Consider the following 12,986-nt stretch of genomic DNA (forward strand, 5'->3'; position numbering starts at 1 on the left):
AAATCAGCGGGAAGCCGCATCAGTGCAGCTTCTCATTATTCTTATGACGGTCCGCATCGCGGATATTCTTCTTTTCGAAATTCTTTTCCAATGCTTCTGTAAGATTCACGCCGGTTTGATTGGCCATGCAGATCAGTACCCATAACACATCGGCCATTTCGTCGGCCAGCTCTTTTTGCTTGTCGGATTCCTTGAAACTCTGATCGCCATACTTGCGGGCCATGATGCGCGCCAGCTCTCCCACCTCTTCTGTTAGAATGGCCATATTGGTGAGTTCGCTGAAATATCGAACACCCACCGTTCTGATCCAATGATCCACTTTTTCCTGCGCCTGTTGCAATGTGATCTCCATAGAATTTGATTATTCTTTATTCTTTGAATCGATGATAATGGTAACCGGACCGTCGTTCAGCAATGCCACTTTCATATCGGCTCCGAACTCGCCGGTCTGGATAGGCTTGCCCAGTTCTTTTTCAATCTGTCCAATCAGTTTTTCGTACATCGGAATGGCTACCGGTGGTTTGCTTGCTTTGATATAGGAAGGCCGGTTTCCTTTTTTTGTATTGGCATGAAGCGTGAACTGACTCACCAGCAGCAGGTCGCCGCCATCGTCTTTGAGACTAACATTCATCACACCTGCTTCGTCGTTGAAAATACGGAGTTGCACCATCTTTGTTGCCAGCCATTCTATATCCTCGTCGGTATCTGCATCTTCGATACCAACAAGTACCAGCAAGCCTTTACCAATAGCACTCTTTACCTGATTGTTGATCGTTACAGAAGCTTCTGTAACCCTTTGGATCACTACCCGCATAGCCGTTATAAAATTTTATCTTTATGCAATGAAGATAGAGGTTTCAAAAGAAATGCAATTCAAAACCGCCCGCAGCGGAGGAAAAGGCGGGCAGAACGTGAACAAAGTGGAAACAATGGTTGAAGGATATTTCCACATTGCAAATTCAGCAATACTGAACGGGGAACAAAAAGCGTTATTAGCTGCGAAACTGGCTTCCAAAATAAATTCGGAAGGATTTTTGCAAGTAAAAAGCCAGGTCTACCGGACGCAGCTCGGCAACAAAGCGGAAGTGATCAGAAAAACCAATGCACTGATTGAACAGGCATTGAAGAAAGAGAAAAAACGAGTAGCAACCAAACCTTCTGCAGGTTCCAAAGCCAAAAGACTCGACACCAAGAAAAAGGCGGGGCAGCAGAAGCAGAGCAGACAAAAGATCCGGCGAGACGATCTTTAACCCTAAACCCAATCTATGAACCAGTTGCATTTCTCTGTTCAACGCATTGCATACCTCCTTGTTTGTACCCTCCTGTTTGCAGCCTGCCAGAAAGAAGCAAATAATAAAGTTGAAGGCCTGGAAACCAATATGACACTGCATTTCACACCTGTTGTGAAATACGACTCAGTACGCATGTACTTCGATACGGTCAGTTATGAAAATGCCTTCCAGGAACGATTTACAGTAAAGAATTTCAAGTTCTATATTCGGTCTATCAGATTATCCAATGCAGAAACCGGAGATGCTTTTCAGACATCCGCTGAAAAATATTTTCTGGTTAATTTCAAAGACACGCCAACGGCTGAAGTAAAATTCGGCGTACTACCGTCTAAGTATAACCGACTTTCTTTCATCATCGGTGTAGACAGTGCAACTACAGTAAGTGCTACTAAAGCAGAAGCCCTCGATCCCGGCAAGGGGATGTTCTGGAATGATGATGCGGGCTATATCTTCGCCAAACTCGAAGGCACTTCTCCTTCTTCCACGGCATCGGGCAAAACCTTCGCCTACAATATCGGCGGATTCAAATCTTCAGTTGATGCCAATAAAGAAATACAACTGCTCTTCCCTTATGGCAAGCAGGTGACTATGGATGCCAATAAAAGCACCACCATCGAGATCACGGCAGACGTGTACGACTGGTTCAGGAACCCGCACGACATAAAGATTTCCCAAACCCCAACCTGCAATACACCGGGTGTACTGGCAGCTGCGGTAGCCGAGAACTACTCCAAAATGTTTACGATAATGTCCGTGAAAAATAATTGAAAGGCGTGAGCATTAGCAAGTGAGCAGAGGAACGATAAGTTAGTTTGCTGATCAGTAATTCAGCAGGCTTTTCAGCTGACCTTCTTTGTTGTAGGCGAGTTCGAATTTTTCGTCGCCTGCTTTTGGTTCTACGTAGATATTGATGCGAACCGGATCTTCACCACCGTCGTAGCCCGGTGCATTGATGAGTACTTCTTTTACTTCAAGCCCTGGTCTTCTGATCTCTTTGGCAAGTTTGAAAATGCTCGCTTTGATGAGATCGGGGATCATTTGCAGATCCTGCAGGGTTTTGAGCGAGAAAAGTACCGTGGAATTTCCGCCGGTTTTCAGCGGCGTCACCGCCAATTCCGTCCAGTCGCCTTTTTTTAATTGCCTGACTACCAGGCTGTCAGTTGCTTTCTGTACTACTCCGGTGGCGGTTAGAATAAATCCTGAGCTATCGTCGTAACGCATATGGATAGCGGAGTAGCTGCCTTCATTCCCAAACTGTTCTTCCAGCTGATACACGATAGCCCTGATCCCCTCCTTCGATTCGTAACTGCGGGTTTCGGTGGTACGGCATCCTGAAAATGAAACAAGTAAGAGCAGACAGAGAAAAGACCCTGACGCGAACAATTTAATCATCCCTTCGTTTAAGATTTGCGAATTTTGTTTATTAGAGGCATTGGATCCAGGTGAAATTTCGATTTTTCAGGAAGGATAAAGTTCTGGATGTGGTGTTAAGAATAGTTGCAGATAGCAGAATGAATAGGAAAAATCTGTGCCAAAGTACTTGATATGGACAGTTATCCTGGCCAGCCTGTGAAAAATCTTTCATTCTGTTGATCCTGATCAATTGCCTTCTAAAAAAACGTTCAGAAAAAAGTAAGAAATCTTCTTCTAAAATTACACAAGATCGATATAAATGAAAATCGGAATCATTGGAGCCGGCAGTGTAGGCAAAGTACTTGCGAAAGGATGGATCGACGTCGGCCACTCAGTTAAGATCAGCAGCCGCGACCCTCACAGTGAAAGCCTCTTTGTCTGGAAAGAACAGATGGGATCCGAATGCCATACAGGAAGTTTCGAAGAAGCAGCAGCTTTTGGAGACGTGATTATTCTGGCAGTCAATTGGTCGGGCATCGAAGCTGTGCTGCAAAAAATCGGACAAACAGCTCTCCATAATAAAGTAGTGATAGACCTTTCCAACGCAGTTGAATTCAGCGAAACACCGCAGCTTGCACTCAAAGGCATATCGGCCGGAGAGCTGATACAGCAATGGTTACCGGAGAGCCGTGTAGTGAAAACACTCAATATGGTTGGCTCTTCTTCCATGGTTCATCCACACTACGACGAAGGCATTCCCGCCATGTTCCTTTGCGGAAATGATGAAGAAGCCAAACAGATCGTGGAAGGGCTATTGCAACAGATCGGCTGGAAAACCATTCTCGATATTGGTGATATTACCCGAAGCGGGTTGTTAGAATCACTCATGCTTACCTGCCTCATCAGCGAAATAAAACAGCAATGTTTCGGTGCTGCGTTTGCGTTACTTCGCAAATGACCGTTGCAAGGCCTTTGTAACCGGGTAGCTCAGTGTAATCTGGCATCAGGAGCAGTCTTGTATTTACGGCTGAAGTACAATAATGAAAACAAAGTACCGGCAATGCCTATCACCGAAAATATCATCACACTGTTAGGATAAAATTGAGACCAGGTTAGTTTTATCTGGAATATTTCTTTGCTCAGCATTACGAACGAGCTTCCGAGATAACCCCACGCATCTGCGAGGTAGATGAGAAAACCTACATTGCCGGCGATCCGGAAAGTAGCAATCAGCCTTTCGAAAAAGATGCAGTTGAAAGGAATATAGCCCATGTACAGCCCAAGGCCTGCGAGCTGCATCCATAGCGCTCCGCTGATCTTTCCGCTGAGGAATAGAAATGATGAAATGCCCGCCAGCACAAAACCTGCAATAATTACAAAGTGAATCAACCGGAAAGCGCGCATATTGTTGCGCACCAGCATCAGCAATCCGAGTATAGCCAGTACGCATACAGATGTGATGGTCTCCGTTTGTGTGAAGATGGCCGGTTTGCTTCCATACCCCAGTTCGGACCATAGATTGGCCATAAAGTTGTCGCGCAGATCGCGCATGATGGTGAGAAAAAGATAAGTGATCACAATGGCAAATACACCCCACCCGAACTGATGCAGGAATTTTCTTCTGGCTTCTTTCGACATGGGAAGGCGAACCGTTCTTTCCTGAATATCCTGTGCATCGGGAGCGGGTATGCGTTCGAGCAGATACATGAATGCAACGAGTGGAATTAAGAAAACCAATCCGGTTGCAAAAGCGATCCACTGCTCTGGTACCTGCCAGCTATCGCGCAACCAGATTGCCACAGAGCGGGTGAATCCTCCCGCAAAAACAAAACTCACGGCCATGCTTGCACCAATTAGATCGGTGGCTCTTCTTCCTTCCACATAACTGAATACGATGCCCCACATGAAGCCCAGCATAAATCCGTTTACGAAGAGGCAGAGCATTCCCCATGGAGCAGGGATTATTCCAAAGATGAGCAGTGAAAACCAGGAGATGCCAATCAGCAGTGCACTGGTTTTCCATCTGGATTTTCTTTTCAGCTCTGAGATGAATCGGATGCCATAGAACTTGCTGAGCATGTATCCGATAACCTGACTGATGATGAGCAGTACCTGATACCGGATACCCCAGAAACTCAAACCTTCAAAACTGGCTACAGTAAAGGGTTTCCGGTAAGCGAACACAGATGTATAAGCAAGGAAGGCCACGATGGCGGCATAGATAGCGGTGAGCAGCTGCTTCCGTGTAAAAGCAGTGTTTGTTTCGGTTAAGGTTGACAAGCTATTCAGATTAGTGATTGCAATTCCTGCAGGTTATGAATGATGTAGTCCGCGCCGTATTGCTGCAATTGTTCCTTGGTGCATGCTCCTGTGGTGATGCCCACTACGAGTCCGCATCCTGCATTCTTTCCTTCCTGTACATCGGCAGCTGTATCGCCTATTTTGATTACGTCTCTGCTGTTTTGAATGCCGAGTGTAGACATCAGGGAGTGGATCATATGAGGAGCAGGTCTTCCTTCGGCTACTTCATCGCTGCTGATCACAGCATGAATATGCGGGTGATTGATCCAATCTAGCCGGAAGAGAATTGTGTCGGCGATCCTCCTGGTGAAACCCGTGTTGAGCGCCACTTTCATGCCCTGCTCGTGCAGCCGCAGAAAAAGGTTTTCAGCATCGGTGAGTGGTTCGAGCAGATCGTTGTGCTCATAGAAGCGGATCATCAGTTCGGTGAAATGTTCGTGGATATCCGATACCAGCTGTTCATCAACGGGCGTTCCACCTGCTTTGAGCAGGGAACGTATGGCGTCGATCTTTCTGTATCCCATCACACGGTTGAGGGCATCGTTGTCTGGTTTGGGAATACCATAGTCGATAAAGGCTTCGATAAAGGCATCGGCCACATTCCCCTGATCACGGATAGTAGTGCCTGCCATATCGAAAACTACAAGTTTTGTTGAGGGCATACACAGCAATTAACGGTGAACGTTCAGTAAGATAAGATTTTGCCCTGATATGTGAATCAATCACCAGGCGCCGGAGGGAATAAAAAAGGGCGAAACCTGGAAAAGCTTCGCCGTCAACATTAAGAAACTGCTACGATTGCTCTTGATTTGCCTATAAAAATTTTTACGTTGTTCGTGTGATTGGGCCTGCAATATCCGCACAGATCGGCAAATAAAAGCTGTCCGAAAGTTTGTTATCAATTAATTAATAGACCCCAAAACCTGTTGCGACATTAAATGAACAGATGTAGAAAATTCACCACATCAAAACATACGGTTGTTCTTTACCGATAGTTCGCAGCAGTTAATATTCCCTTCACAATAACTACACAATTACTTAACCATTCGTTTACCATTAGATCAGGCAGCAGTTGGAATTTTGCAAAACCGCTCTCGCATGGATAAACGATCTGTTGATGTAGTAGTGATTTCAGATGTGCATCTCGGCACATACGGGTGCAGGGCCAAAGAATTGGTGGCCTATCTGAAAAGCATCACACCAAACATCCTTATTCTCAATGGGGATATTATCGATTGCTGGCAATTCTCCAAACGTTACTTCCCTTCTTCGCATATGGCCGTGATAAAAGAAGTGCTGAACATGATGATGCAGGGCACGAGGGTTTTTTACATCACCGGCAATCACGATGAGCAAATGCGCCGCTATACCGACTTTCAGCTCAGCAACTTTACACTCACAGATAAACTGGTACTGGAGATCGACAATAAGATGACCTGGATCTTCCACGGTGATGTATTCGATAATACCACCAAAGGCGGAGCAAAGATCATCGCCAAACTCGGCAGCAATGGTTACGCCATGCTGATTCTCTTCAACCGCTTTGTGAACAAATTGCTCAAAGCAATAGGCCGAGAGAAACTATCCATCTCCAAAAAAGTGATGGAAGAAGTGAACAAGGCCGTTACCAAGATCAACGATTTTGAAACCATCGCAGCAGAGCTGGCCATCGATAAAAAATATGATTATGTGATTTGCGGACATATCCACCAGCCACAGAAGCGTGTAGTGAAAACCGAAAAAGGCGAAGTGGTGTATCTGAATTCCGGCGATTGGGTGGAACATCTCACCGCACTGGAATATCAGCAGGGAGAATGGAAAATCTTCGAGTACGACGAAGGCAAGTTCCAGCACATGCCTGCACAGGAGACCAAAATGCCGCTGAACGTACTCACAGACGAAATAAGTTTTTACATCAACTCACTGGCCATATAGCCACACATATAAAAACACAGCATGAAAATATTGTATTCAATACAGGCTACGGGAAACGGACATATCAGCCGGGCCATGGAACTGCTGCCATATCTCGAAAAATTCGGAACAGTAGATATTTTTCTGAGCGGAGCCAACAGCACACTCCCGCTCGATGCTCCCATCAAATACCGCAGTGAAGGGCTCAGCCTCTTCTACACCTGCAAGGGAAGCCTGAATTACAGAAAGATCATGAGCAACGTTTCGCCCTTCCGCATCATGAAAGAAGTGCGCGACCTGCCTGTTGAAAAATACGATCTGGTGCTGAACGATTTTGAATGCATCACCTCACTCGCCTGCGCAAAGAAAAAAGTTCCTTCCGTGAACTTCGGTCACCAGGCAAGTTTTATGAGCGATAAAACACCCCGCCCCGATAAGCCGAACAAGATCGGCGAATGGATTTTGCAGAACTATGCGAAAGCATCCCAGTATATCGGCCTGCACTTCGAGTGCTACGACGATTTCATTTTCTCACCCGTGATCAAAGAAGAGATACTGAAAGCAGAGGTGGTGAATAAGGGACATATCACCGTTTATCTTCCTTCGTACTGCGACAATCAGCTGAGGGGTTACCTCACTCCGCTGAAAGACCATCGTTTTGAAGTGTTCTCCAAAGAAGTGAAGGAAGTAAAAACCGAAGGCCATATCACTTTCATACCGGTAGGCAAGCAGGCCTTCAATGAGAGCCTCATCAGCTGCCACGGCATTGTATGCGGAGCGGGATTTGAAACGCCGGCAGAAGCTATCCACCTGAAAAAGAAGATGATTGCCATTCCGATCAAGGGGCAATACGAGCAGCTCTGCAATGCGGCGGCGCTGAAGAAGATCGGCATCCGTACACCGGATAAGCTCGACGACGACTTTACAGATACCTTCAACAACTGGGTGAACGACGAAAATACACCTGGCGTGAATTACAAATATTCAACGGAAGCGATAGTGAATATGCTGATGTATCGCTGCACAAATCTCCGATACGAACTCGATGTTCTTTATCCGGACCTGATTTTTAATTAACGGTAATTGATTTCTTTTCCTGCGATTTTTTTTGGATTGAGTGGGTCTTCGGCAACGGAGGCCCTTTCTCTTTTTAGTACGTATGCTTAAAACTGCTTTTCATCTGCTGATAATCCCATTTCGTCTGTAGACTATTCAACTGGCATAAAAAAAAGAGCCGTCACGATAGAAATCGAACGGCGTTAGTCACATGAGAGGAAACCTCTCACTTAAGAAAAATGTATAATGATTTGTAGAAATTTGAGTTCGCTTACAACACAGCAGCCTTGATAAGGTTCAATAGATGCAAGAAATCCAAAAAGTTCATAATAGCAGCAACAGAAATTACCTGCACCAAAAGTACATCCTAAATTTTCAAATAGCTTCACTACCTCTGAGATAATGATAAATGGCAAAATCGCCATGTTGTACGCTACCATACATGGATCAACTGAAATCTTTAATCGCTGCACGCCTTCACATTAAAATTTGATAAAAACCAGCCCCAGCAAGGGTTTCAAAAATACCCAACTACCTTGATTCCACGACGAAATGCACCTAATTGCTCATGAACAACCTGTTTTTTGCTAAATACACAGAATAAAATATTTTTTATGAAAAGCAAAAGGGAGGCTGTCTTTTCAGATAGCCTCCCTCTGCGGATAAGGAGTTGTGTTATTGCTGTAGTTGTGTGTTATTTGAAAGAAGTCCAACCCTGATACCAGGTAGACTCAGCACCTGTAGGAGCAACTGCACCTCTGTAGGTTACTACATCGAAACCTGTTGCAATTTTAGCATCAGTGAAATCAGCAGCACCGGCAGCGATCAATGGAGATCCTGTCTGAGGAGTGAAGTTGGGAGCGAGATAGTTGAAAGGTGCACCCAGCTGCAGCTCTTCGTTGGTAGCGAGGATAGCGTTGCCCTTGGCAGCTTCGTTGAACCAGGTGGTCATTGCAGCGAGTCCCCAGTCAACACCTGTTGCATTCTTGGCATAAGCCAGCGGAAGTGCGCAACCGGAAATAGTTACGTTTTTGATCACCAGTTTATTGGCAGTGATGTTTGCACTGGTAGGGTTACCCTTTGAGTCGTCGATCAACAGACCTGTAGGCCATCCGGCGATTACAGAGTTGAAGATAGAGATAGAAGAGTTACGGCGGATCTGTGCACCAGCCAGGAAGAGGCTGTTACCAACGTTGTTGGTTTTAGCACGGGGTCCGAGAACGGTCATGTTGCTGTAAGTAGCTCCGGTTTGCGGAGTGAGCAGTGTACCGTTAGCGTCGTTATCGCTTTCGAAACCTTCTACTTTAGAAACGTCGGCGCGGGTAGAGTCTCTCAGTACGATACCGAACTGAACTTTTCCGCTGTATCCGTTATCTGTATCGAAATCATCATCGAGTGTTTTGTAAGCAACGATGTGTTTCAGGTTTACATTTCCACCGAAGCACTCGATAGCGTCGTCGAGCGCATAAGAGATCTGTACGTATTCGATGGTAGTTCCTTTACCTACTGCACCGAGGGTAAGGCTGTTCAGCTCCTTATCGGGAAGGAAGGCGAAACCAGCGTACTCGATACGTACATATTTAATGATACCGGAGTTGTCGTTATCGTTAGGAGTGTCTTCACCACCGTAGAGGCCATACCCCTGAGCGTTGTTCACGTTACCTTCAATTTCACCGATACCTTGTTTACCGTTGAAAGATGAGTTGGTAGAAGCTTTACCCAACACTACGATACCACCCCAGTCACCAGCTCTTCTGTTTGCTTCTACTGCCTGAGAAGTAAATACAATAGGCTTGTCTGCAGTTCCTTCAGCATTGATCTTGGCGCCTCTGGTAATAACGAGTGTTCCTTTAGTTGCCAGTTCGCCATAAACAGTGATACCTGGCTTAACAGTGAAGGTAGCTCCGTTGGTTACATACACCACGTTGCGGAGGATGTATTTCTTGGAAGGATCGTCCAGTGTTTTGTCTGCAGTGATGGTACCTTCAATGATCACTTCATTGCCATTGTTGTTACCGCCACCATTGTTGTTGTTTCCGTTGCCATCTCCGTCCACTTCAATCTTGCGGCAGCTGGTTGCTACCATCGCAGTAAGAACGGCCAGCATTAATAAAGACTTTTTCATTATCGCGTCATTTAGAATTTTAGTATGTATTAAACCGGTTGAGAGAGTTTAGAAATTGTATCCGAAGGTTACGCTCACGTTTGTTCCGTAGTTACGTTTGATCGCCAGCGCATCCAGTTTTGAATTGGCTTTGTATCCATCTGTTTTTCCATCGAGGTTGTGATAGTAGATGGCACGCTGGTTAATGATATCGGTAACGTTGAGTCTAACTTCACCTTTCTTGTGCAGCACTTTCTTGGCAATCTGCAGATCGAGCAGTGGTCTTGGAGCTTCCCAGATTTCTGGTGTTTGCTCGTTACCCACATAAAGAATACGGCGGCCGATCTGGTTGAAGAGAAGTGTTGTGCTGAAGCCGGATTTTTCGATATCGTACTGAAGAGAAAAGTTCAGTACATATGGAGACTGGCCTTGCAGCGGACGGTCCAGCTGAGAACCTGCTTCGCCAATCACACGGCTGTGGATGTAGGCCAGGTTACTCTGAATGGTGAAGTTTTCAAAACCGCGGATGAAATCGAGTTTCTTTCTGAACTCCAGCTCAGCTCCGTAGTTGGTAGCTCTCTGTGCATTGATGAAGTTGAAAGAGCTGCTGCTTCCCGCACCTGTCTGATTGTACATCTGTTCGATCGGATCTTCGAATCTCTTATAGAAAGCGCCCAGTGTGAATACTTCTCCGGAACGTGGATAGATTTCGTAACGCAGATCGAGGTTGGTTACCTTGGTACGTTTCAGAGCAGGGTTACCTACAACGCTTGCACCCAGTTCAAAATCATAGAATGCAAAGTTGCTCAACTCACGAAACTCTGGTCTCACCACTGTCTGAGAAGCAGAAACACGGAGGTTGGTTTTGCTGTTCAGTTTCGCAGTTGCGTTGAACGCAGGCAGGAAGTCTGTAACTCTTGAGTGTACGTGACGTCTGTCGCTCTTTTTGAGACTTCCTACTACCTGATCGAAATCTTCTACTCTCGCACCCCATACGATACGCAGCCAGTCGTTGAACTGATTGTCGAACTGCAGATATCCGGCATTGAGAATAGAGTTGGCGATATAACGGAAGTTAGATTCGCTGTACTCGTCGAAATAGAAACCTTTTCCTCCGAAATTCTCAGAGTTGAAAATTTTGTCGGCAGGCAGGTATTTCAGGTCTTCATTTGAGTTGGCGGGAAGTGTGATGGAGAATGGTCTGGCATTATACAGACGATCTTTCACCTGGAAGAGATAACCACCTTTGATGGTCTGATTATTCCCGAACATTTTGAAAGCTGTGCTCCAGTCGCCACCGGCACTGTATAAATAGTCGCTCAGGTTAGAGTAGAAGATACTTCCTGATTTCTGTGATTTAGGCTCAGAGATTACAGCTTTATATCTTCCGTCGAGCTTTTCGTCGTTGTACTGAAGTCTGCGTTGTTTGGGAATATACTGATCAAGAATAGTGAAGCTTCCGTACCATTTCAGCCTTGAAGAAATCGAGCTGAAGATATGGTCGCCGGCCAGCTGTGTATTGAACAGGCTGTTCGATTTGAAGCTGAGCTCTGTTGCTCTGATTGGAGTACCATGGGGATTGAGTGGATTCACTTCATAATCATATCCCGTTCTGTTGGTAGTGTAATCAGTAGCATTGATGTTGAAGATATTCTTAACAGAGATCTTGTGATTGCTGTTGAGCTGCACTGCGAAATTCGCCATTGCACCCCACAGTACTTCTCTGCTGTATTTAACGTTGTTATACTGGTAGCTGCTGTCTACTTTCTTCAGTGAACTGTTCTCGTTCTCTTTGAAGATAGCATAGAGGTTGTTGTCGTATGCCAGACGTTTGGCGTTGTTGGCATAAGTAAGAGCGAAAATACCACCCACTTTTTTGTTGAAGAGTGTAGTATTGAAACCACCACTTGCCTGAAGCGACATATTCAAAGGAGCAGAACCTTTGGTGTTGAACCAGTCACCACCAAACTTCTTTCCCCATTCCATCTGCTGTTCGGGATTGAGAACAGGATATTTGAAAGCATTCTTTCCGGGGATACCGGCAGGCAGCGCTCTTGCACCATCGTCGATTCCGAGGAAATCGAGACCACCACCTTTATAAGTGTAGAAGTCTTTTCCGATAGTTTGAGAGTTGAAGCCGGTACCTACCTGAATGTTGAAGAAATTCTGTGCAGGGATATCGCGGGTGTTGATCTGAATGAGACCACCAGCCCACTCACCGCTCATCTCAGGAACGAAGGCTTTATTGATAACGATGTTATCAATCATAGAAGAAGGGAAGATATCGAAAGAGAAAGTCTTTCTGTCTGGCTCGGTACTGGAGAGCTGAACACCGTTCAGCATCGCCATATTGTAACGGTCGCTCAGACCACGAACCACCAGGTACTTGCCTTCGATGATGCTGGTACCGGGAATACGTTTCAGCACCTCACCGGTATTCTTATCTGGTGAACGGCGGATAGATTCCGCAGAGATCACCGAAGCAACCGTATTGGTGTTCTTCTGAAACTGGATGATGGATGCTGTGGTTTCACGACGCGCAGAATTGCGGTTAGCCGTTACAGTTACAGCACCGAGATCTTTACCGGCTTTCTCCAATGTAAAACTCAGCTCGGCCACCTGACCTGCTGTTACTTCTACATCATCGATAGTTTTTGGGGCGTAACCAATTGCAGAAAGCGTCAATTGGTATTTCTTTCCTGCAGAAAGAGAGAGAGTGAAAAGGCCATCCACATCTGTAGTGGTACCTCCCTGTGCTCCGGTGATCTTTACCGATACTCCGGCCAGGGGCTCATTCTTGTTGTTCAGTACTTTGCCGGTAACTTTTCCGGTTTGGGCATAGGTAACAAAAGCGAGGCTAATCAAAGCAATTAAAAGAAGGAACTTTTTGCTCACAACAGTCTTTTTAATGTGCGGCAAAAGTATCTGCGACCTATTATCCGTATGTTACCAACACATTACCGAAT

The 12,986-nt window shown here is 45.7% G+C and carries 11 protein-coding genes and 1 pseudogene; 5 read left to right on the forward strand and 7 right to left on the reverse strand.

All coding sequences use genetic code 11. The features are described from left to right. Positions 1 to 19: 19 nt before the first annotated feature. Both HHL16_RS01120 and dtd read right to left on the reverse strand, forming a co-directional pair. Positions 20 to 352 (reverse strand): nucleotide pyrophosphohydrolase, encoded by a 333-nt coding sequence (locus tag HHL16_RS01120; protein ID WP_206022208.1) that lies wholly within the window; start codon positions 350 to 352, stop codon positions 20 to 22. Between the two features lie 9 nt (positions 353 to 361). Next, entirely contained in the window at positions 362 to 814 is a 453-nt protein-coding gene (gene dtd, locus HHL16_RS01125; RefSeq protein ID WP_169423301.1) for a D-aminoacyl-tRNA deacylase, read from the reverse strand. Between the two features lie 28 nt (positions 815 to 842). Here dtd and arfB point away from each other — a divergent pair. Further along, positions 843 to 1,250: pseudogene (gene arfB / locus HHL16_RS01130) on the forward strand (alternative ribosome rescue aminoacyl-tRNA hydrolase ArfB); the annotation flags it as partial. A 15-nt stretch (positions 1,251 to 1,265) separates the two neighbouring features. Beyond that, positions 1,266 to 2,060 carry an MbnP family protein gene (locus HHL16_RS01135; protein ID WP_169423303.1) on the forward strand — a complete coding sequence of 265 codons (795 nt, stop codon included), beginning with the start codon at positions 1,266 to 1,268 and terminating at the stop codon, positions 2,058 to 2,060. 51 nt (positions 2,061 to 2,111) lie between these two features. Here HHL16_RS01135 and HHL16_RS01140 read toward each other — a convergent pair whose 3' ends face one another. Continuing rightward, entirely contained in the window at positions 2,112 to 2,684 is a 573-nt protein-coding gene (locus HHL16_RS01140; protein WP_169423304.1) for a hypothetical protein, read from the reverse strand. Positions 2,685 to 2,964: 280 nt separating this feature from the next. Between HHL16_RS01140 and HHL16_RS01145 the strand changes: the two genes are divergently transcribed. Beyond that, positions 2,965 to 3,603, forward strand: coding sequence for an NAD(P)-binding domain-containing protein (locus HHL16_RS01145; protein ID WP_169423305.1), 639 nt, complete (start codon positions 2,965 to 2,967; stop codon positions 3,601 to 3,603). 29 nt (positions 3,604 to 3,632) lie between these two features. On the opposite strand, the gene HHL16_RS01150 is transcribed toward HHL16_RS01145, so the two are convergent. Together HHL16_RS01150 and HHL16_RS01155 are read right to left on the reverse strand one after the other, a co-directional pair. Further along, on the reverse strand, positions 3,633 to 4,925 hold the full coding sequence (locus HHL16_RS01150; RefSeq protein ID WP_240965709.1) for a DUF5690 family protein: 1,293 nt from the start codon (positions 4,923 to 4,925) through the stop codon (positions 3,633 to 3,635). 5 nt (positions 4,926 to 4,930) lie between these two features. Continuing rightward, on the reverse strand, positions 4,931 to 5,608 hold the full coding sequence (locus tag HHL16_RS01155; RefSeq protein ID WP_169423306.1) for an HAD hydrolase-like protein: 678 nt from the start codon (positions 5,606 to 5,608) through the stop codon (positions 4,931 to 4,933). 436 nt (positions 5,609 to 6,044) lie between these two features. Between HHL16_RS01155 and HHL16_RS01160 the strand changes: the two genes are divergently transcribed. Together HHL16_RS01160 and HHL16_RS01165 are read left to right on the forward strand one after the other, a co-directional pair. Then, positions 6,045 to 6,881, forward strand: a complete 837-nt coding sequence (locus tag HHL16_RS01160; RefSeq protein ID WP_169423307.1) for a UDP-2,3-diacylglucosamine diphosphatase — start codon at positions 6,045 to 6,047, stop codon at positions 6,879 to 6,881. A 21-nt stretch (positions 6,882 to 6,902) separates the two neighbouring features. After that, positions 6,903 to 7,937, forward strand: coding sequence for a glycosyltransferase family protein (locus HHL16_RS01165; RefSeq protein ID WP_169423308.1), 1,035 nt, complete (start codon positions 6,903 to 6,905; stop codon positions 7,935 to 7,937). 673 nt (positions 7,938 to 8,610) lie between these two features. Here the strand turns inward: HHL16_RS01165 and HHL16_RS01170 are convergent. Continuing rightward, on the reverse strand, positions 8,611 to 10,041 hold the full coding sequence (locus tag HHL16_RS01170; RefSeq protein WP_169423309.1) for a hypothetical protein: 1,431 nt from the start codon (positions 10,039 to 10,041) through the stop codon (positions 8,611 to 8,613). Between the two features lie 48 nt (positions 10,042 to 10,089). Continuing rightward, positions 10,090 to 12,915, reverse strand: coding sequence for a TonB-dependent receptor (locus tag HHL16_RS01175; protein ID WP_169423310.1), 2,826 nt, complete (start codon positions 12,913 to 12,915; stop codon positions 10,090 to 10,092). Positions 12,916 to 12,986 lie beyond the last annotated feature (71 nt).

This window comes from Pseudoflavitalea sp. G-6-1-2, assembly GCF_012927185.1.
Taxonomy (GTDB): domain Bacteria; phylum Bacteroidota; class Bacteroidia; order Chitinophagales; family Chitinophagaceae; genus Pseudobacter.

Excerpts from the sequence above, each read along its gene's own strand:
- HHL16_RS01120 (WP_206022208.1), bottom strand. The coding sequence starts at position 352 with ATGGAGATCACATTGCAACAGGCGCAGGAAAAAGTGGATCATTGGATC.
- dtd (WP_169423301.1), bottom strand. The coding sequence starts at position 814 with ATGCGGGTAGTGATCCAAAGGGTTACAGAAGCTTCTGTAACGATCAAC.
- HHL16_RS01135 (WP_169423303.1), top strand. The coding sequence starts at position 1,266 with ATGAACCAGTTGCATTTCTCTGTTCAACGCATTGCATACCTCCTTGTT.
- HHL16_RS01140 (WP_169423304.1), bottom strand. The coding sequence starts at position 2,684 with ATGATTAAATTGTTCGCGTCAGGGTCTTTTCTCTGTCTGCTCTTACTT.
- HHL16_RS01145 (WP_169423305.1), top strand. The coding sequence starts at position 2,965 with ATGAAAATCGGAATCATTGGAGCCGGCAGTGTAGGCAAAGTACTTGCG.
- HHL16_RS01155 (WP_169423306.1), bottom strand. The coding sequence starts at position 5,608 with ATGCCCTCAACAAAACTTGTAGTTTTCGATATGGCAGGCACTACTATC.
- HHL16_RS01160 (WP_169423307.1), top strand. The coding sequence starts at position 6,045 with ATGGATAAACGATCTGTTGATGTAGTAGTGATTTCAGATGTGCATCTC.
- HHL16_RS01165 (WP_169423308.1), top strand. The coding sequence starts at position 6,903 with ATGAAAATATTGTATTCAATACAGGCTACGGGAAACGGACATATCAGC.
- HHL16_RS01170 (WP_169423309.1), bottom strand. The coding sequence starts at position 10,041 with ATGAAAAAGTCTTTATTAATGCTGGCCGTTCTTACTGCGATGGTAGCA.